The organism is Streptomyces sp. NPDC002536 (assembly GCF_053594995.1).
Window position 1 is genome coordinate 28,846 of sequence record NZ_JBSFWU010000043.1, and the last position, 19,831, is coordinate 48,676.

Below are 19,831 nucleotides of genomic sequence, written 5' to 3' on the forward strand. Positions count from 1 at the left end.
GGCCAGGGGGCGGCGGACTGTCATGACCGTCACGCGAGACACGAATGACATACCCCCGCCCCCGGCGCTAACTTCGCTGGGTCGCATCCATCCACCGCCACCCAGGGAGGGACCTTGACGTCGAACCCGCCGTCCGCACGGAGTGAGACCCGTAAGGGGATGATCTGCAGCGTCGCCGCGTACACGATCTGGGGTCTCTTCCCGCTCTACTGGCCGCTGCTCAAGCCCGCCGGCGCGGCCGAGATCCTCGCGCAGCGCATGGTGTGGTCGCTCGTGGCCGTCGTCGCCGTGCTGGCCGTGACGCGGCACTGGGGGTGGATACGGCCGCTGCTGCGGCAGCCCAAACGGATCGGGATGATCGCGCTCGGTGCGGCCTTCATCTCCGTGAACTGGGCCGTCTACATCTGGGGCGTGAACTCCGGGCACGTCGTCGAGACGTCCATGGGGTACTTCATCAACCCCCTCGTGAGCATCGCCTTCGGCGTTCTCATCCTGCGCGAGCGGCTGCGGACCATGCAGTGGGTGGCCGTCGGGGTGGGGGCGGCCGCGGTGGTCGTGATGACCGTGGCCTACGGGAAGCCGCCGTGGATCTCCCTCGCCCTCGCCGCCACGTTCAGCTCGTACAGCCTGGTGAAGAAGCGGGTCGGGCTGGGCGGGCTGGAGTCGCTCGCCGCCGAGACGGCGGTCCAGTTCCTGCCCGCGCTCGGTTTCCTCGTCTTCCTCGGGGCGCAGGGCCACAGCACCTTCACCGACCACGGCACCGGGCACGCGCTGCTGCTGATGTGCTCGGGCGCCCTCACCGCGGTGCCGCTCATCTGCTTCGGCGTGGCCGCCGTGCGGCTGCCGCTCACCGTGATCGGGATGGTGCAGTACCTCGCGCCGGTCTTCCAGTTCGCCCTGGGGCTGGCCGTCTTCCACGAGGCGATGCCGGCCGAGCGCTGGGCGGGCTTCGCCCTGGTCTGGCTGGCGCTGGCGCTGCTCGTCGGGGATGCGCTGCGGACGGCACGGAAGGCGCAGGTCGCGTTGCGCAGTGCGGAGGAGAAGGCCACGGCGTCCGGCTCCCCCTCCGGCGCTCCCTCCAACCCTCCCTCCGATAACCGGAATTCGGTGTCCGAAATCCGCTCTTGACGCACGTCCGGGGGGCCACTCAGCATCATGCTCACGTCAAGCACTGAGTTGGGAGCCCCCCACATGCGTCCCAGAAACCACCTTGCTGCGGCGTTGCTCGCCGCTGCCCTCATCGGCTCGTCCGCCGTACCGGCCTCCGCGACGCGACCCGCAACGGCCGCCGACGCGCCCGAGATACCCGTCGCCGGCATCAAGGCCCATCTCAACCAGCTCCAGTCCATAGCCGACGCCAACGGCGGCAACCGCGCCCACGGGCGCAGCGGCTACAAGGCCTCGCTCGACTACGTCAAGAGCAAGCTGGACGCGGCCGGATACACCACCACCGTCCAGCAGTTCACGTCCAACGGGTCCACCGGCTACAACCTCGTCGCCGACTGGCCGGGCGGCGACACCAACCACGTCGTGTTCGCCGGCTCGCACCTCGACTCCGTCAACCGCGGCCCCGGCATCAACGACAACGGCTCCGGCTCGGCCGGCGTCCTGGAGGTCGCCCTCGCCGTCGCCCGCTCCGGCTACAAGCCGGACAAGCACCTGCGGTTCGGGTGGTGGGGAGCGGAGGAGCTCGGGATGGTCGGCTCGACGAACTACGTCAACAAGCTGTCGGGCGCCGACCGTTCGAAGATCGACGAGTATCTGAACTTCGACATGATCGGCTCACCGAACCCCGGGTACTTCGTCTACGGGTACGACTCCCGTCTGCAGGGGCTCTTCGAGAACTGGTTCGCGGCGAAGAACATCGCGACCGAGGTCGATCACGAAGGGGACGGCCGGTCCGACCACGCGCCCTTCCAGGACGCCGGGATTCCCGTGGGCGGGCTGTTCAGCGGGGCCGACTACATCAAGACCGATGCGCAGGCCGCCCAGTGGGGCGGGACGGCGGGGCAGGCGTTCGACGCGTGCTATCACCAGTCGTGCGACACCGCGGCGAACCTTGATGACACCGCGCTCGGGACCAATACGGCGGCCATCGCCTCCGCCGTGTGGAAGCTGAGCGGTTCGTAGGCCCGTAGGCCCGTGAGGGGGTCGCCGGGCCCCGGCAACCCCCTCACGCCGTCACGTCCCGCGTCGTGAACCTCGCCCACGCCGCCGAGCCGAACACCGCGGCGTACAGCGCCTGCAGCCCCAGGTTCCGCAGCAGCTGCTCGCCCCACACCGGGTCCCGCAGCAGGTCCGCGAAACTCTGCCAGTAGTGCGGGAAGAGGTACGGCTGCACCGCGTGCAGCTGCGGGAACTGGTCCAGGATCTGCACCGTGATCAGCAGGCCCACCGTCGTCGCCATCGCCGCGATGCCGCTGTCGGTGAGCGTCGAGACGAACAGGCCCAGCGCCGCCAGGCCCGTCAGCGACGCCGCCACCACGCCCGCGATCGCCAGGGCCCGCAGCAGGCCGTTCCCGAAGGACACCGTCGTGCCGCTGATCAGCGTCACGTCGCCCAGCGGGAAGAGCAGCGCCCCGACCGTCAGGGCCGACACCGCCACCACGAGCGTCGCCGCCAGGCAGAAGACCAGCGTGGAGGCGTACTTGGCGAGCAGCAGCCTGGTCCGGCCCGCGGGGGCCACCAGCAGGTAGCGCAGGGTGCCGGCGGACGCCTCCCCGGCGACGGCGTCGCCCGCCACGACGCCCACGGCCATCGGGAGGAAGAAGGGGAGGGTCACCGCCAGCGACGTGAAGACCAGGAACAGGCCGTTGTTGGTGACCTGGTTGATGAAGGCGGGGCCCGTCCCGCCGCTCCCGCCGCCCCGGCCCGTCTCCATCTTCACCGCGATGCCCACCAGCACCGGCACCGCCGCCAGCACGCCCAGCAGCGCCAGGGTGCGCCAGCGCCGGAACACGGTGAGGATCTCGTTGCGGAAGAGCGAGAGGCTCCACAGGGGGTTCGGGCGCCCGGACCGTACCGACAGCACCTCGGCCTGCGACACCTCAGCCTGCGACATCGAAACCCTCCCCGGTGAGTGCCACGAACGCGTCCTCCAGCGACGCCCGTTCGGCGCCGAAGGCCCGTACCCGGACGCCCGCGCGGACCAGTGCGGCATTGAGGTCCGCCGGATCGGCAGCGGGCGGTTCGCCCGTCACGCGGTCGTCGGTGACCACGAGGTCGTTCACTCCGTGCTCCTTCAGGACGCGCACGGCCTCGGCCGTGTCGGGCGTGGTGACGGACAGCCGGCCGCGCGCGGAGGCGGCCAGTTCGGCCACCGTGCCCTGCGTGAGCAGCCGCCCCTGGGACATCACCGCGACGTGCGTGCAGACCTGCTCGATCTCGTCCAGGAGGTGGGAGGAGAGGAAGACCGTGGTGCCCTCGGCGACCAGGCCGCGCACCAGGGTGCGGATCTCGCGCATGCCCTGCGGGTCGAGGCCGTTGGTCGGCTCGTCCAGCACCAGCAGCTCGCGCGGCTGCAACAGGGCTGCCGCCAGGCCGAGTCGCTGCTTCATGCCGAGCGAGTACGCCCGCGCCTTCTTGCCCGCGGCGGCCGCGAGGCCCACCCGGTCCAGCGCCTCGCCGACCCGGGCGGACCGGGTGCGGGGGTCCGCGGCGGGGTCGGCGGCGTCGAGCCGGACGAGGTTGTCGCGGCCGTCGAGGAAGCCGTAGAGCGCGGGGCCCTCGATCAGGGCCCCCACCCGGGGCAGCACCCGCCGCCCCGCCTTCGGCATCGGTTCGCCGAGGACCCGCGCGACGCCGGACGTCGGCTCGATCAGGCCCATGAGCATGCGGATCGTGGTCGTCTTCCCGGAGCCGTTGGGGCCGAGGAAGCCGAAGACGCTGCCGCGCGGCACGACGAGGCCGAGGCCGTCGACGGCCGGCCGGCCGCGGCCGTAGCGCTTGGTGAGCGCATGTGTCTCGATCACCGGTTCCGGCTCCATGGCCGCTCCTTTCACCGACGCGCACGTCACCCCGGCCGGGCCGCGGCCGGGGTGACGATCGGGACCGGCGCCCGGCCTACTTGGCCGCGTCCGCCGCCTTGATCAGTGCATCCTTGGAGACCGCACCGACGTAGACCCTGCCGTCGTCCGTCATCAGGGCGTTGACCACCCGGGTGCTGAAGACGCGGCCCGAGCCGAAGTCGCCCGTCACCTTGGAGCCGAAGCTGTCCAGGAGCTTGGAGGCTTCGCCGTTCTTGTCGCCGTTCTTGTCGGCGCCCTGGCTCTTGCCCTTGCCCGGGACCGCGGCCTTGTCGCCCTTGAACTCGGCGATGGACGCCCAGCCCTTGCCGATGACCTTCGAGCCGCCCTGGTGACCGGCGCCGCCGGTCAGGCCGTCGAGGCCGTTCATGCCCTCGGGGAGCTTGCCCTTGGCCTCGGGGCCGTTCTTCTCCTGCCGGCCGTCCTTGCCGGCCTCGGTCACCTTGGCGCCCTTGGGCGGGGTGAACGAGAAGGTGTCCGCCGCCGGCTTGCCGAAGTCCACCTTGGTGAACGAGGCGTCGACCACGGCCTTGCCGCCGCCCTTGGGCGAGAGCGTGAACTTCAGCGGCACACCGTTCTTCGCGTCCACCGCGATACGGATCGAATCCACCGTCGTCTCGGACTGCTTGGGCTTGATCACCAGCTGGTAGGCGTCCCGCCCGGCCACCTTCGCCGTGCCGTCGACCGTGACCGCCGTGGTGTCGTCCGCCGCGGCGAGGGCCTTCTTGGCCATCTCCTGCGGCGAGACGTCCTTCACGTCGCCGGGCATCCCGCCGTGGGCCTGCTCGCGGCCCTTGCCGCCGTGCTGCTCCTGCTGCGCCTTCGAGTGGTAGGCGGTGTTGCTCGCGCTGTCGTACGCCCAGACCTGGTCGCCGTTGCGGACGACGCTGTACTCGGCGGACTGCTCGACGATCGACACCCGCTGCTTGTCCGGACCGTCGGCGGCCACCCGCAGCGTGTGCGTGCCGGAGGCGAGTTCGGTGAGCTTGGCCTGCGGGGAAGCCCCCTCCTTCGCCTTGCCCTTCGCGTCACCGCCCATCGAGAGGCCCGAGGGCAGGGCGGGCAGGCCGAGGTCCGTGCTGATCTTCACCGTGCCCGACATCTGCTGCGTGTCGGACGCGGCCATCTTGGCTATGAGGTCCTGCGCGCTGATCTTCGGAAGGTCGGGGGCGCCGGAGCTCGCGAGGGCGGAGCCGATCCCGATGGCCGACGCGGCGACTCCCGCCACCACGACCGGCACCGCGTAGCGGACGGCCTTGCGGCGGCCCGTGGCCGCGCCGGGTGCCGTGCCCGCGCCGTCGGCGCCCTCGGCCCCTGGTGTCGGCTGGATCCGTGCCATGTGCTCTACCTCCGTCGTCTGCGGCGGTCTTGTGCAACCGTGCACGTCATGCACCGTGTCCGCACCGAAGGCTCAACAGTGGCCCGACCGCTCGGTGGTGGGGACGTCTTCCATTCCACCAAAACGACCGTGGACGGTCATCAGCCGACGGGATCAACTCCGCGTACGCCTCGGGTATGACGCTGCATGAGAACGAGCCCGCCGTGCGGCGGAACGCGGTCAGCCCGCGCGGTGCACCACCGCGTCGCACAGCTCCTCCAGCGCGGCCTTCGCCGGGCAGTCGGGCAGCGGCGACAGGATCGCGCGGGCCTCCTGCGCGTAGCGCACGGTGTCGCGCCGCGCCTGCTCCAGCGCCGGGTGGGCGCGCAGCCTGCGCAGCACCTCGGCGTGGACCGCGTCGTCGGTCAGGTCGCCGTCGAGCAGCGCGCACAGCTCCAGGTCCTCGGGCGCGCCGGTGGCCGCGGCGTGGGCCCGCAGGTGCAGCACGGGCAGGGTGGGGATGCCCTCGCGCAGGTCCGTGCCGGGCGTCTTGCCGGACTCGTGGGAGTCGCTGGCGATGTCCAGGACGTCGTCGGCGAGCTGGAAGGCGGTGCCGAGCCGCTCCCCGTAGTGGGTGAGGATCTCGACGACGCCCTCGTCCGCGCCGGACATCATGGCGCCGTAGCGGCCGGAGACGGCGATCAGCGAACCGGTCTTGCCGGCGATGACGTCCAAGTAGTGCTCGACCGGGTCGCGCCCGTCGCGCGGGCCCGCGGTCTCCAGGATCTGGCCCGTCACCAGGCGCTCGAAGGCCTCGGCCTGGATGCGGACGGCCTCCGGGCCCAGATCGGCGAGTATCCGTGAGGCGCGGGAGAAGAGGAAGTCGCCGGTGAGGACGGCCACGGAGTTGTCCCAGCGGGAATTGGCGCTGGGCACGCCGCGGCGCACCGCGGCCTCGTCCATGACGTCGTCGTGGTAGAGCGTGGCCAGGTGGGTGAGCTCGACGACGACGGCCGAGGGCACCACGCCGGGGGCGTACGGGTCGCCGAACTGCGCGGCGAGTGCCACCAGCAGCGGCCGGAACCGCTTGCCGCCGGCCCGGACCAGGTGCTGGGCGGCCTCGGTGATGAAGGGCACGTCGCTCTTGGTGGCCTCCAGGAGGCCCTCCTCGACGGCGGCCAACCCGGCCTGGACATCGGCTTCAAGAGCCTGGTCCCGCACGCTCAGCCCGAAAGGCCCGACGACGGTCACGAGGGGTACTCCTGTCTGCCTGCGAACACGGGGTTTGTCGATGTGTCGCTGTCTCCACCGAAAGTCAGCGTATCCGGTCGGCTGTCGATCACCCTCGGCGCCCGTCCTTTCCGGCCCGGCCGTCCCGTGGCGCGATCCTTTCGTTCACGGCCGGGGAACGGCCCCGGCGCCCGGCCACGCAAACGCCGGACGGGCCTGAAACTGCCCGTCCGGCGTCCCTGGATCCGGGTCTGCTACAGCGCGGTCACCGCCCGCGCGAGCCGCGGCGATGCGTACTCCGTCCCGCACACGAACCGCATCACCGGCCCGTAGCTGGCCGCCGCGGGCAGCCCGGTGAAGAAGAGCCCCGGTACCGAGGACCGGTAACCGGCCCCCAGCCGCGGTCCGCCCGCTGCCACCGCCAGCCGGGCGCGCAGTCCGGCCCCGAGGAAGTCGAGCGCGCCGATATCCACGCGGTAGCCGGTGGCGGCGATGACGTGGTCGGCGCGCATCTCGCTCCCGACGCCCCCGTCACCCGTGAGCGTGAGCACCGCACGGCCGTCCTCGGTCCGGGCACCGGTGATCCGCCGTCCCTCGCTGACCCGGACGCGGCCGACGAACCGGTCGCGCAGCCACCAGGCCCCCAGCGGCCCGAGCACCCGCTGCACCAGGAACCTCCGGGTCGGCGACGGCAGATGGCGGAAGCGGTCCGCGTGGTACGAGAAGGCGTACAGCGACCAGGCGCGCCCGAAGGGCGTGTCGGGCTTCAGCGGCGACTGCCCGTCCGGCGCCGCCCCGAAGCGCACCGCGCCCCGCCTGCGGGCGACCACGCGCACGGCTGCGGCCCCCGCGTCGGCCAGCAGCACCGCGGTCTCCAGCGCGGACTGGCCGGCGCCGACGACCACGACCTCGCGCCCCGCGAAGTCCGACAGGTCGCGGTGCTGGGAGCTGTGCGAGAAGGCGGCGCCCGGCGCGGGCCCGTCCGGTGCGGCCGCGGCCAGTTCGGGCGGCAGGTGGGTCAGGCCGCTCAGCCCGGTGGCGACGACCACCGCGCGGGCGGCGAACTGCTCGCCCGAGTCCAGTTTCAGCTCGAAGCCGGCGCCGTGGTCGCGCCGCTCCACGGACACCACACGCACCTGCTCCAGCGCGGGCACCAGCCGTTCCTGGAACCACAGCCCGTACCGGGCGAAGGTCTCGACGGGGATGACGTCCCAGTCCGACTCGTAGCGGCCCTCGCCCGTGTCCAGGCAGAAGTCGGACAGCGTGTGCCCCGGCTGCGGGGCGTCGATGCTCGAGGCGATCGGGGTGGATTTCAGCAGCATCCCGGCGGGCATGTGCTCGCGCCAGCTCACCATCGGGGCGCCGAAGACCCGCGTGGGGATGTTGCGCGCTTTGAGGTGGGCCGCGGTCGAGAGGCCGTACGGGCCGGCCCCGATGACTGCTACCGGAAGTGTCACGTGCTTCCCCTCCAGGGCGTTCCTCGCTCCAGGGCCTGATCGAAGGCCAGGGATTATCGGGCGGACTGCTCGGCCGACTGGTCGGCGGGCTGTTCCCCGGCCGCCGCGGCGGCGGCGCGGCGCCGGGAGCGCCACAGCTGCCGCAGATGCCGGACGCCCGGCCGTACGAACCGGGCGAGCATGGTGAAGAAGGGCTTGATGTCGTCGCGAGCGGCCCACGCCAGCTCGGTGCCGCTGGCACGGGCGGGGGCGTGCGGGGTGGTGTAGCCGCTGCGGCGGTACGCGGCCAGGGCGGGCAGGTCGATGTTCTCGACGACGAAGCGACGGCCCGTGAGCTGCTCGCCCTCGGGCACCTTGCGGCCGGTGAGGTCGAGGTGCTGGGCGCGGACGACGTCGATGCCCGCCTCGTTCTCGAACATACGGAACTGGGCGCCCATCCGCGGGTTGAAGTCCAGCAGCTTGTACTGCCCGTCGCGGCGGTCGAAGCGCCAGTCCAGGTCGATGATCCCGCAGAAGCCGATGCGCTTGATGAACTGCTCGGCCATGGCGGCCAGTTCGGGGTTGTCGACGATGTAGGCGTTGGCCGTCATGCCCGCGTGCGGCGGCCAGGAGCGCACCTTCACCCCGGTGAACAGCGCCAGCGGCGCGGACTCGGCGTCGAAGTAGGCGTGGACGATCCAGTCCTCCGCCTCCTCCCGCGGCAGGTACTCCTGCAGGATCACGCCGGGCTCCGGCCCCCACTCCCGGGCCAGGTCCAGCAGTTCGCGGGGGCCGCCGATGCGGGTCGTGCCGTGCACGGCGGGCCGCCGGCGCCGCTCGAAGGCCTCGCGGTTCTTGGCGACCACGGGGAAGCGGGCGACGGACGCGTACTTCTCGATCTCCTCGAACGAGGCCGGGAACAGCGTTGCCGGGGTGGGCACCCCGTGCTCCGTGCACAGCTCGTGCAGGCCCTGCTTGCTCGCGAGTCTGCGGGGCAGCCCCTGCTCGACCGGGGGAAAGAGGAACGTGCCCGCGAGCCGGTCGGCGTGTTCGGCGATCAGAACGGCCGCCTCCTCGTCCGTGGGCACCAGCACCGCGGGCCGGCCGATCCGCCGTCCGATCCCGAGCAGGCCCGTGACCAGCTCCTCCGCGGGCTCGGTGCCCGTGGTGGGCCAGACGAAGCCGGCGGTGAGATAGCGGGAGAGCGCAGCGGGGGTCCAGCGGTCCTCGGTGATCGCGTACATCGGGACCCCCAGCCGGCCGAGGCTGCGGATCGCGCCCACCCCGCCGTGGTGCAGGGGATAGTCGCCGATCTTCACCATCAACCCTGGTACGGACCGGTCCGCCGCTACGGGCGCGCGCCTGATCGCCACCAGCACCCCCCTCGGCCACCCAGCCTCAGCGGCCCCCCAATGAGTGTGACCCGACTTAGGACGCTACTTCGGAATCGCCGCTTCCAGCAAGGAGTTACCGGACATTGCTCCCCCTTTAGTCAGCGATCGGGCGCCCCTCGAACACCTCTTGCCAGGGAATGTTCACCCCGTAATGTGTGGACCGGCCCCCCGGGGGCCGAACCGGAGCGTCCGGACGTCCAGGAGAAGGCGAGGCAGCATCACCATGCACGTGCAGAGCCCCAGCGAGCTGTCCGAAGGCGACCCCTTCGGCGCGGCCACCCTTCCGTACGGCATCTTCAGCACGCCCGACGCGCCGGACCGCCCCCGCGTCGGCGTCCGTTACGGCGACCACGTCCTCGACGCGGCGGCCGCGGCGGCCGCCCACGGCTCCGTGCACGCGGACCTGCTGGCGCAGCCCACGCTCAACGCGCTGATGGCCGCCGGGCGTCCGGTGTGGGAGGCCGTACGGCAGGAGATCCGCGGCTGGCTGCAGGAGCCGTACTTCCTCCCCCTGGACGGCGTGACGCTCCACCTGCCGTTCGAGGTCGCCGACTACGTCGACTTCTACGCCAGCGAGCACCACGCCACCAACGTGGGCCGCATCTTCCGTCCCGGCATGGACCCGCTCACGCCCAACTGGAAGCACCTGCCCATCGGTTACCACGGGCGCGCGGGCACGGTCGTGGTGTCCGGCACCGACGTCGTGCGCCCCCAGGGCCAGCGCAAGGCCCCCGACGCCGAACTGCCCTCCTTCGGGCCGTCGTTGCGCCTCGACATCGAGGCCGAGGTCGGCTTCGTCGTGGGCACCCCGGCGCCGACCGGAACCCCTGTGACGATCGGGGAGTTCCGCGAGCACGTCTTCGGCGTCTGCCTCGTCAACGACTGGTCGGCGCGCGACGTCCAGGCGTGGGAGTACGTGCCGCTCGGCCCGTTCCTCGGCAAGTCCTTCGCGACCTCCGTCTCGGCGTGGATCACCCCGCTGGAGGCCTTCGACGCGGCACGCACGGCGCCGCCGGAGCGTACGTACCCGCTGCTGCCGTACCTGGACGACAGCACGGCCGAGCCGGGCGGCATCGACCTGCGGATCGAGGTGCGCATCAACGGGGAGACCGTCTCGCAACCGCCGTTCGCGTCCATGTACTGGACCGCGGCCCAGCAGCTGGCCCATATGACCGTCAACGGCGCCTCGTTGCGCACCGGCGACCTCTACGCGTCCGGCACGGTGAGCGGCCCCGAGCCGGACCAGCTGGGCTGCCTGCTCGAACTCACGCAGGGCAAGGGGCCGTACCTCGCGGACGGCGACGAGGTCGTGCTGACGGCGTGGGCGCCGGGCGCCGACGGCGCTCGCATCGGGCTGGGCGAGGTCAGGGGGCGCATCCTCCCGGCGCGCACGGCGTAGTGGCGGGCGCGGGGCGCGTACCGGAGTCGCGCTGCTAACTTGTCGTGTCCAGTTCCACCGAGGACAACAGAAGGGCACGCAGTGCGCAAGGCAGTACAGATCACGGGGGCGGCGTGCATCGCCGCTGTGCTGATGACGGGTTGCAGCAGTAGCAGTGACGGCGGCGGCGACAAGAAGGCGGACGGCGACAAGGCCACCGCCAGCGCCCAGCCCGCGTCGCCGGGCAACAACGCCCCCGCCCCGGACCCCGGTTCCAACAACAAGGCCGACGCCGCCGCCCTCAACGGCGGCTGGGCCGACCTCAAGTCGCCCGACGGCGCCGTCGGCCTCTACATCAGCGGCACCAAGGCCGCCGTCGTCAACGGCACCCACAAGTGCAGCGGCGGCATCAACCAGGCCAAGCCGGCTGCGCTGGACCTGACCTGTGCCGATGGTGACAGCAAGCGGACGCATGGCACCGTCGAGAAGGTGGACGGGTCCTCGCTGACCATTGCGTGGGCCTCCGGCACCAAGGAGACGTTCACGAAGGCCGGCATGCCGGGTGCCTCCGGCGGTGCCAGTGGGGGGCAGATGCCGCAGTTGCCCGACCTGAGCAAGATCGGGCACTGAGCGGGCAGTTCTTCGGCTGCGGACCGGCCTGGGCTGATCGCGCAGTTCCCCGCGCCCCTTCGGGGCGCGGGGAAACGGTATGCGGACCCTTTCTCTACCTGACGAACGTGCCCGCCTGCCCCGCCAGGTTCAAGAAGTACTGCGGCGCCACGCCCAGGACCAGGGTGACCGCCACTCCGATCGCGATCGCCGCCGACGTCAGCGGGCTCGGCACCGCGACCGTCGGGCCCTCCGCCTTCGGCTCGCTGAAGAACATCAGCACGATCACCCGGATGTAGAAGAACGCGGCGATCGCGGACGCCACCACACCCACGATGACCAGCGGCGCCGCCCCGCCCTGCGCCGCGGCCTTGAAGACCGCGAACTTCCCCGCGAACCCGCTCGTCAGCGGAATGCCCGCGAACGCCAGCAGGAACACCGCGAACACCGCCGCGACCAGCGGCGAACGCCGCCCGAGACCCGCCCACTTGGACAGGTGCGTGGCCTCGCCGCCCGCGTCCCGCACCAGCGTCACCACCGCGAACGCGCCCAGCGTCACGAAGGAGTACGCGGCGAGGTAGAACAGCACCGAGGAGACGCCGTCGGGTGTCACCGCGATGACACCGGCCAGGATGAAGCCCGCGTGCGCGATGGACGAGTAGGCCAGCAGCCGCTTCACGTCCGTCTGCGTGACGGCGACGATGGCGCCGATCAGCATCGTGACGATCGCGACGCCCCACATCACCGGCCGCCAGTCCCAGCGCAGGCCCGGCAGCACCACGTACAGCAGCCGCAGCAGGGCGCCGAAGGCGGCGACCTTCGTCGCCGCCGCCATGAAGCCCGTCACCGGCGTGGGGGCGCCCTGGTAGACGTCCGGGGTCCACATGTGGAACGGCACCGCGCCGACCTTGAACAGCAGGCCCATCAGCACCATCGCGCCGCCGGTCAGCAGCAGCGCGTCGTTGCCCATGGTCGCGGCGAGGGCCGGGTCGACCGTCGGCGTCGTGCCGCCGACGACCTCGGCGATGCCCGCGTAGGTGACCGTGCCGGCGTAGCCGTAGAGCAGCGCGATCCCGAAGAGCAGGAAGGCCGAGGAGAAGGCGCCGAGCAGGAAGTACTTGACGGCCGACTCCTGCGAGAGCAGCCGCTGGCGGCGGGCCAGCCCGCACAGCACGTACAGCGGGAGGGAGAAGACCTCCAGGGCGATGAAGAGCGTCAACAGGTCGTTGGCGGCGGGGAAGACGAGCATGCCCGCGACCGCGAAGAGCAGCACCGGGAAGACCTCGGTGGTCGTCAGGCCCGCCTTCACCGCCCTGCGCTCGGCGTCGCCGCCGGGCACCGCGGCGCCCTGGGCGGCGAAGGAGTCCACCGGGCGGCCGTGCGCGGCCGGGTCGAGCCGGCGCTCGGCGAAGATGAACACCGCGACCAGGGAGACGAGAATGATCACGCCCTGCAGGAACAGCGCCGGGCCGTCGACGGCCAGCGCCCCCATGGCCGCGATGTGCGCCTTGTCGGTGCCGTAACCGGCGGTCGCCAGCGCGACGACGGCGGCGAAGGCCGCGGCCAACCCGACGACGGCCAGGGCGACTTGGGAGACGTAGCGGGCGCGGCGCGGCAGGAACGCCTCGACGAGGATGCCCAGGACCGCGACGCCGAGGACGATCAGCGTCGGGGACAGCTGGGCGTACTCGATGTGCGGGCCGGGGATCTTCCGCGGCGCCTCGGCCGCCACACTTGTCCACAGGCTGTGGACAGTGTGGGCGGCGTGGACGGCTGGCACGGATGCCGGGTGACTCACTTCGCGGCCTCCACATCGTTCGCGTGCACGGGGGGCTTGGGATCGGTCCGGTCCAGCTGCGACATCGTGTGTGCGACGGCCGGCTCGATCATCCGGGTCAGCGGCTTGGGGTAGACGCCGAGGAACAGCAGCAGCGCGATCAGCGGTGCCACGACGGCCAGTTCACGCACCCTGAGGTCCGGCATGCCGCGCACCGGCTCGCGCACCGGGCCGGTCATGGTGCGCTGGTAGAGCACGAGCACGTAGAGCGCGGCCAGCACGATGCCGACGGTCGCCACCACGCCGACCGCCGGGTAGCGGCTGAACGTGCCGACGAGCACCAGGAATTCGGAGACGAAGGGCGCCAGGCCCGGCAGGGACAGCGTGGCCAGACCGGCGACCAGGAAGGTGCCGGCGAGGACCGGCGCCACCTTCTGCACACCGCCGTAGTCCGCGATGAGCCGCGAGCCGCGGCGCGAGATCAGGAATCCGGCGATGAGCATCAGCGCCGCCGTGGAGATCCCGTGGTTGACCATGTAGAGCGTGGCGCCGCCCTGGCCCTGGGTGGTCATCGCGAAGATGCCCAGGATGATGAAGCCGAAGTGCGAGATCGACGCGTAGGCGATCAGCCGCTTGATGTCCCGCTGGCCGACGGCCAGCAGCGCGCCGTAGAGGATGCTGATCAGCGACAGCACCAGGATCGCGGGCGTCGCCCACTTCGAGGCCTCGGGGAAGAGCTGGAGGCAGAAGCGCAGCATCGCGAACGTGCCGACCTTGTCGACCACCGCGGTGATGAGCACGGCGACCGGGGCCGTGGACTCCGTCATGGCGTTGGGCAGCCAGGTGTGCACCGGCCACAGCGGCGCCTTCACCGCGAAGGCGAAGAAGAAGCCGAGGAACAGGGCGCGTTCGGTGACGGTCGCGAAGTGCAGCCTGCCCGCGGCGCGCGCCTGGAGGATCTCCTGGAGGGAGAAGGTGCCGGTGCCCAGCTGGTGGGCGGTGACCGCGTACAGCCCGACGACCGCGGCCAGCATGATCAGACCGCCGGCCAGGTTGTAGAGCAGGAACTTGACGGCGGCGTACGAGCGTTGGGCCGCCGCCTCCTCCTCGGACCGCTCCCCCGCCCGGTCCCCGAAGCCGCCGATGAGGAAGTACATCGGGATGAGCATGGCTTCGAAGAAGATGTAGAAGAGAAAGACGTCGGTGGCCTCGAAGGCGATCACCACCATCGCCTCGACCATCAGGATGAGCGCGAAGAAGCCCTGTGTGGGCCGCCAGCGCTTCGAGTGCGTCTCCAGCGGGTCGGCGTCGTGCCAGCCGGCCAGGACGACGAAGGGCACCAGCAGTGCGGTGAGCGCGATGAGCACCACGGCGATGCCGTCGACTCCCAGCTCGTACCGCACCCCGAAGTCCTTGATCCAGGCGTGGGATTCGGTGAGCTGGAACGGCCCGGCTGCTCCCCCAGAGCCTCCGGCCTGGGAGGTACCCCCAGGGTCGAACTGCGCCAGCTGCACGCCCGCGAGGCCGAGCGTGGCGAGCGAGAAGGCCAGCGCGAGCCACTTGGCGGCGGTGCGGCGCGCGGCGGGGACCGCGGCCGTGGCGACCGCGCCGAGCGCGGGCACCGCCGCCGTGACCGTCAGCAGAGAAGTCATGGCTTATACCGCCCTCATCAGCAGGGTCGCGGCGATCAGCACCGCCGCGCCGCCGAACATCGAGACCGCGTACGACCGCGCGAAGCCGTTCTGCAGCCGGCGCATCCGGCCCGACAGCCCGCCGACGGAGGCGGCGGTGCCGTTGACCACGCCGTCGACGAGCTTGTGGTCGACGTAGACCAGGCTGCGCGTGAGGTGTTCGCCGCCGCGCACCAGCACGACGTGGTTGAAGTCGTCCTGCAGCAGGTCGCGCCGGGCCACCCGGGTGAGCAGCGTGCCGCGCGGCGGCGTGACGGGCACGGGCGCGCGCCCGTACTGCTGCCAGGCGACGGCGGCGCCGACCACGAGGACGACCATGGTGGCCGCGGTGACCTGCCCGGCACCGACCGGCGAGTGGCCCTCGGCGTGCCCGGTGACGGGCTCCAGCCACTTCAGGAAGGTGCTGTTGATGCTGAACAGGCCACCGGCGAAGACCGATCCGACGGCGAGGAGGATCATCGGGACGGTCATGGTCTTCGGCGACTCATGCGGCTGCGGCAGGTTGCCGTCGGCATCGGGCTGCCAGCGCTTCTCACCGAAGAAGGTCAGGAGCATCACGCGCGTCATGTAGTACGCGGTGATGGCCGCGCCCAACAGGGCGGCGGCGCCCAGGATCCAGCCCTCGGTGCCGCCCTTGGCGAAGGCGGCCTCGATGATCTTGTCCTTGGAGAAGAAGCCGGACAGGCCCGGGAAGCCGATGATGGCGAGATAGCCGAGACCGAAGGTCCAGAAGGTGACCGGCATGTACGTCCGCAGGCCGCCGTAACGGCGCATGTCCACCTCGTCGTTCATGCCGTGCATCACCGAACCGGCCCCGAGGAAGAGCCCGGCCTTGAAGAAGCCGTGGGTGACCAGGTGCATGATCGCGAAGACATAGCCGACCGGGCCGAGGCCAGCGGCGAGGATCATGTAGCCGATCTGGGACATCGTCGAGCCCGCCAGGGCCTTCTTGATGTCGTCCTTCGCGCAACCGACGATCGCACCGAAGAGGAGCGTGACCGCACCGACCGTCACCACGGCCGTCTGTGCGTCCGGCGCCCCGTTGAAGATCGCGGAGGACCGGGTGATGAGGTACACCCCGGCCGTCACCATCGTGGCCGCGTGGATCAGGGCCGAAACGGGCGTCGGACCCTCCATCGCGTCCCCGAGCCAGGACTGCAGCGGCACCTGGGCCGACTTGCCGCACGCGCCGAGCAGGAGCAGCAGCCCGATGGCCGTGAGCTTCCCCTCGCCGGCCTGGTCCGCGTGGGCGAAGACCGGGGCGAAGGCGAAGGTGCCGAAGGTGGTGAACATGACCATGATCGCAACGGACAGGCCCATGTCGCCGACGCGGTTGACGAGGAAGGCCTTCTTCGCGGCCGTCGCCGCGCTGGGCTTGTGCTGCCAGAAGCCGATCAGCAGGTACGAGGCGAGGCCGACGCCCTCCCAGCCGGCGTACAGCAGAAGGTAGTTGTCGGCGAGGACGAGCAGCAGCATCGCGGCGAGGAAGAGGTTGAGGTAGCCGAAGAAGCGCCGCGGCCGCTCGTCGTGCGCCATGTAGCCGACCGAGTAGAGGTGGATCAGCGAGCCCACACCCGTGATCAGCAGGACGAAGGTCATCGACAGCTGGTCGAGGTGGAAGCCGACGTCCGCCCGGAAGCCGCCGACCGGCACCCAGCTGAACACCGTGACGTCCAGCGCCCGGTTGTCGCCCTTGCGGCCCAGCATGTCGGCGAAGAGCCACAGGCCGAGCACGAAGGACACGGCCGCGAGCCCGGTGCCCACCCACGGCCCGCTGCGATCGAGCCTGCGCCCGCCGCACAGCAGCACGCCCGCACCCAGCAAGGGCGCCAGGACGAGCAATCCGATGAGGTTCTCCACGTCTGCGTCCCCTTACAGCTTCAGCAGGCTGGCGTCGTCGACCGAGGCCGAGTGGCGGGAGCGGAAGATGCTCACGATGATCGCGAGGCCGACGACGACCTCGGCGGCCGCCACGACCATCGTGAAGAAGGCGATGATCTGGCCGTCGAGCGTGCCGTGCATCCGGGAGAAGGTGACGAACGCCAGGTTGCACGCGTTCAGCATCAGCTCGATGCACATGAAGACGACGATCGCGTTCCGCCGGATGAGCACTCCGGCCGCCCCGATGGTGAACAACAGGGCCGCGAGATAGAGGTAGTTGACCGGGTTCACTTGGCGGCCCCCTGTCCGTGCGCGCTCTCCTCGCTGCGGCCGCTCTCCAGGCGCTCCTGCGCGCGCTGCTCCAGCGCGGCGAGCTCGGCGAGGGCCTCGCCGGACACGTCGCGGACCTGGCCGCGGGCGCGCAGCGTCGGGCTCACGGTGAGCTCGGACGGCGTGCCGTCGGGCAGCAGGCCGGGGACGTCGACCGCGTTGTGCCGGGCGTAGACGCCGGGCGCGGGGAGCGGGGGGACCTGCGTGCCCGCGCGGACGCGCGCCTCGGACCGCTCGCGCTGGGTGGCGGCACGCTCGGTGCGCTCGCGGTGGGTGAGCACCATCGCGCCGACGGCCGCGGTGATGAGCAGCGCGCCGGTGAGCTCGAAGGCGAAGACGTACTTGGTGAAGATCAGCGCCGCCAACCCCTGGACGTTTCCACTGGAGTTGGCCTGGCCGAGCCCGTTGAACCGGTGCAGCGAGGCGTTGGCGATGCCCGCGGAGAGCAGGATGCCGAAGCCCAGGACGCACAGTCCGGCGAGCACGCGCTGGCCCTTGATGGTCTCCTTCAGGGAGTCCGCCGCGGTGACGCCGACCAGCATGACGACGAACAGGAACAGCATCATGATCGCGCCGGTGTAGACGACGATCTGGACGATGCCGAGGAAGTAGGCGCCGTTGGCGAGGTAGAAGACCGCGAGGACGATCATCGTCCCGGCGAGGCACAGTGCACTGTGCACGGCCTTCCTTATCAACACCGTGCCGAGCGCCCCGGCCACGGCGATCACCGCCAGGATCCAGAACTGCACGGCCTCACCGGTGGACGTGGACGAGACGGCGTCCGCGAGGGCGCTCATGCGTCCGCCCCCTTGTCTTCGGGCTGCTCACCCTTGGACACCGCGACCTGCCGGACCGTCCCCGGCGCGGCCTCCGTCACCAGCCCCCGGTAGTAGTCCTGTTCGGTCATGCCGGGGAAGATCGCATGCGGGGTGTCGACCATGCCCTCTTCAAGGCCGGCCAGCAGCTGCTCCTTGGTGTAGATCAGCGACTCGCGGCTCTCGTCGGCCAGTTCGTACTGATTGGTCATCGTCAGCGCGCGCGTGGGGCAGGCCTCGACGCACAGGCCGCACAGGATGCAGCGCAGGTAGTTGATCTGGTAGACGCGGCCGTACCGCTCGCCCGGGGAGTAGCGCTCCCCGTCGGTGTTGTCCGCGCCCTCCACGTAGATGGCGTCCGCCGGGCAGGCCCAGGCACACAGCTCGCAGCCGATGCACTTCTCCAGGCCGTCGGGATGCCGGTTGAGCTGGTGGCGGCCGTGGAAGCGCGGCGCGGTCGGCTTCTTGTACTCCGGATACTGCTCGGTGAGCCGCCTCTTGAACATGGCCTTGAAGGTCACGCCGAAGCCGGCCACGGGGTTCTGGATGGGGGTCCGGGGGGCTTCCCCCCGGGAAGGTACGTCAGACACCGTCACCCGCCTCCTTTCCGTCACTCAGAGTGTCCACCCCGCCACTGACAACGAACTCCCGCTCCTGGCGCGGCCGTCGGCGCGGCACCGGCGGCACCTCCTGGCCGGGCAGCGGCGGCACGGGGAAGCCGCCCGCCATCGGGTCGAACGGCCCGGGCTCCGGCCCCGCCGTCCCGGCGGGCACCCCGCCGGCGTGCTTCCCGCCGCCGTCCCGCTCCCGGAAGACGTCGACGAGGAAGGACAGCAGCAGCACCGCGAGCACCGCGCCGCCGACGTAGAGCACGATGTCCTGGAAGTCGTAGTTCTCGTTCCGCAGCGCCCGCACGGTCGCGACCAGCATCAGCCAGACCACCGAGACCGGGATGAGCACCTTCCAGCCCAGCTTCATCAGCTGGTCGTAGCGCACCCGGGGCAGCGTGCCGCGCAGCCAGATGAAGAAGAACAGCAGCACCTGGACCTTGATGACGAACCACAGCATCGGCCACCAGCCGTGGTTCGCCCCCGGCCACACCGCGGAGAGCGGGTACGGGGCCTGCCAGCCGCCCAGGAAGAGAGTCGTCGCCACGGCCGAGACCGTGACCATGTTGACGTACTCGGCGAGCATGAACATCGCGAACTTGATCGACGAGTACTCGGTGTTGAAGCCGCCGACCAGGTCGCCCTCGGACTCCGGCATGTCGAACGGGGCCCGGTTGGTCTCGCCGACCATCGTCGCGATGTAGACGAGGAAGGAGACCGGCAGCAGCAGGACGTACCAGCGGTCGTGCTGCGCCTCGACGATCGTCGACGTCGACATCGACCCGGAGTAGAGGAAGACCGAGGCGAACGCCGCGCCCATCGCGATCTCGTAGGAGATCATCTGCGCGCAGGAGCGCAGCCCGCCGAGCAGCGGGTAGGTCGAACCGGAGGACCAGCCGGCCAGCACGATCCCGTAGATGCCCACCGAGGCGACGGCGAGGATGTAGAGCACCGCGATCGGCAGGTCGGTGAGCTGCATGGTGGTGCGGTGGCCGAGGATCGAGATCTCGTCGTGCGCGGGCCCGAAGGGGATCACGGCGATGGCCATGAACGCGGGGATCGCGGCGACGACCGGGGCCAGCACGTAGACGACCTTGTCCGCGCGCCGAACGACGACGTCCTCCTTGAGCATCAACTTGATGCCGTCGGCCAGCGACTGCAGCATGCCCCACGGGCCGTGCCGGTTGGGGCCGATGCGCAGCTGCATCCAGGCCACGACCTTGCGCTCCCAGACGATCGAGAACAGCACGGTGACCATGAGGAACGCAAAGCAGAACACAGCCTTGATCAGCACCAGCCACCACGGGTCGGAGCCGAACATGGACAGGTCCTCCGCGGC

The 19,831-nt window shown here is 71.0% G+C and carries 17 protein-coding genes; 4 read left to right on the top strand and 13 right to left on the bottom strand.

Going from position 1 to position 19,831, the window contains the following annotated elements:
* Positions 1-159: 159 nt before the first annotated feature.
* Positions 160-1,128, top strand: coding sequence for an EamA family transporter RarD (gene rarD / locus ACWD4B_RS17770; protein WP_451421612.1), 969 nt, complete (start codon positions 160-162; stop codon positions 1,126-1,128).
* Positions 1,129-1,191: 63 nt separating this feature from the next.
* Positions 1,192-2,130 (top strand): M28 family metallopeptidase, encoded by a 939-nt coding sequence (locus tag ACWD4B_RS17775; RefSeq protein WP_451421592.1) that lies wholly within the window; start codon positions 1,192-1,194, stop codon positions 2,128-2,130.
* Positions 2,131-2,173: 43 nt separating this feature from the next.
* Here the strand turns inward: ACWD4B_RS17775 and ACWD4B_RS17780 are convergent, their stop codons facing one another.
* The 6 genes from ACWD4B_RS17780 to ACWD4B_RS17805 form a co-directional block, all read right to left on the bottom strand.
* Positions 2,174-3,061 carry an ABC transporter permease gene (locus tag ACWD4B_RS17780; protein ID WP_451421593.1) on the bottom strand — a complete coding sequence of 296 codons (888 nt, stop codon included), beginning with the start codon at positions 3,059-3,061 and terminating at the stop codon, positions 2,174-2,176.
* Positions 3,048-3,986 carry an ABC transporter ATP-binding protein gene (locus ACWD4B_RS17785; RefSeq protein WP_451421594.1) on the bottom strand — a complete coding sequence of 313 codons (939 nt, stop codon included), beginning with the start codon at positions 3,984-3,986 and terminating at the stop codon, positions 3,048-3,050. The genes ACWD4B_RS17780 and ACWD4B_RS17785 overlap by 14 nt, the downstream gene beginning before the upstream one ends.
* Positions 3,987-4,062: 76 nt before the next feature.
* Positions 4,063-5,364, bottom strand: a complete 1,302-nt coding sequence (locus tag ACWD4B_RS17790; protein WP_451421595.1) for a LolA family protein — start codon at positions 5,362-5,364, stop codon at positions 4,063-4,065.
* A gap of 219 nt (positions 5,365-5,583) precedes the next feature.
* Positions 5,584-6,594, bottom strand: coding sequence for a polyprenyl synthetase family protein (locus tag ACWD4B_RS17795; RefSeq protein WP_451421596.1), 1,011 nt, complete (start codon positions 6,592-6,594; stop codon positions 5,584-5,586).
* Between the two features lie 233 nt (positions 6,595-6,827).
* Positions 6,828-8,030, bottom strand: a complete 1,203-nt coding sequence (locus ACWD4B_RS17800; RefSeq protein ID WP_451421597.1) for an FAD-dependent oxidoreductase — start codon at positions 8,028-8,030, stop codon at positions 6,828-6,830.
* 53 nt (positions 8,031-8,083) lie between these two features.
* Positions 8,084-9,331 carry a carboxylate--amine ligase gene (locus ACWD4B_RS17805; protein ID WP_451421613.1) on the bottom strand — a complete coding sequence of 416 codons (1,248 nt, stop codon included), beginning with the start codon at positions 9,329-9,331 and terminating at the stop codon, positions 8,084-8,086.
* A gap of 295 nt (positions 9,332-9,626) precedes the next feature.
* Here ACWD4B_RS17805 and fahA point away from each other — a divergent pair, with 295 nt between their 5' ends.
* Positions 9,627-10,802, top strand: coding sequence for a fumarylacetoacetase (fahA, locus tag ACWD4B_RS17810; RefSeq protein WP_451421598.1), 1,176 nt, complete (start codon positions 9,627-9,629; stop codon positions 10,800-10,802).
* Positions 10,803-10,883: 81 nt separating this feature from the next.
* Entirely contained in the window at positions 10,884-11,411 is a 528-nt protein-coding gene (locus tag ACWD4B_RS17815) for a hypothetical protein (protein WP_451421599.1), read from the top strand.
* Positions 11,412-11,505: 94 nt separating this feature from the next.
* Here the strand turns inward: ACWD4B_RS17815 and nuoN are convergent, their stop codons facing one another.
* From nuoN to nuoH, 7 genes are read right to left on the bottom strand one after another with little or no spacing between them, the layout of a single operon-like run.
* The gene (gene nuoN / locus ACWD4B_RS17820; RefSeq protein WP_451421600.1) at positions 11,506-13,170 is read right to left on the bottom strand and encodes an NADH-quinone oxidoreductase subunit NuoN; all 1,665 of its coding nucleotides are present in this window, start codon (positions 13,168-13,170) and stop codon (positions 11,506-11,508) included.
* A gap of 14 nt (positions 13,171-13,184) precedes the next feature.
* Positions 13,185-14,819 (bottom strand): NADH-quinone oxidoreductase subunit M, encoded by a 1,635-nt coding sequence (locus tag ACWD4B_RS17825; RefSeq protein WP_451421601.1) that lies wholly within the window; start codon positions 14,817-14,819, stop codon positions 13,185-13,187.
* A gap of 3 nt (positions 14,820-14,822) precedes the next feature.
* Entirely contained in the window at positions 14,823-16,718 is a 1,896-nt protein-coding gene (gene nuoL / locus ACWD4B_RS17830) for an NADH-quinone oxidoreductase subunit L (RefSeq protein ID WP_451421602.1), read from the bottom strand.
* A 12-nt stretch (positions 16,719-16,730) separates the two neighbouring features.
* Positions 16,731-17,030 (bottom strand): NADH-quinone oxidoreductase subunit NuoK, encoded by a 300-nt coding sequence (gene nuoK, locus ACWD4B_RS17835; protein WP_336413130.1) that lies wholly within the window; start codon positions 17,028-17,030, stop codon positions 16,731-16,733.
* Positions 17,027-17,866: an NADH-quinone oxidoreductase subunit J gene (locus tag ACWD4B_RS17840; RefSeq protein WP_451421603.1), complete on the bottom strand. Its 840-nt coding sequence runs from the start codon at positions 17,864-17,866 to the stop codon at positions 17,027-17,029. Before ACWD4B_RS17840 ends, nuoK begins: the two co-directional genes overlap by 4 nt.
* Positions 17,863-18,474, bottom strand: a complete 612-nt coding sequence (nuoI, locus tag ACWD4B_RS17845) for an NADH-quinone oxidoreductase subunit NuoI (protein ID WP_451421604.1) — start codon at positions 18,472-18,474, stop codon at positions 17,863-17,865. The genes ACWD4B_RS17840 and nuoI overlap by 4 nt, the downstream gene beginning before the upstream one ends.
* Positions 18,467-19,813: an NADH-quinone oxidoreductase subunit NuoH gene (gene nuoH / locus ACWD4B_RS17850; RefSeq protein ID WP_451421614.1), complete on the bottom strand. Its 1,347-nt coding sequence runs from the start codon at positions 19,811-19,813 to the stop codon at positions 18,467-18,469. Before nuoH ends, nuoI begins: the two co-directional genes overlap by 8 nt.
* Between the last annotated feature and the right edge of the window lie 18 nt (positions 19,814-19,831).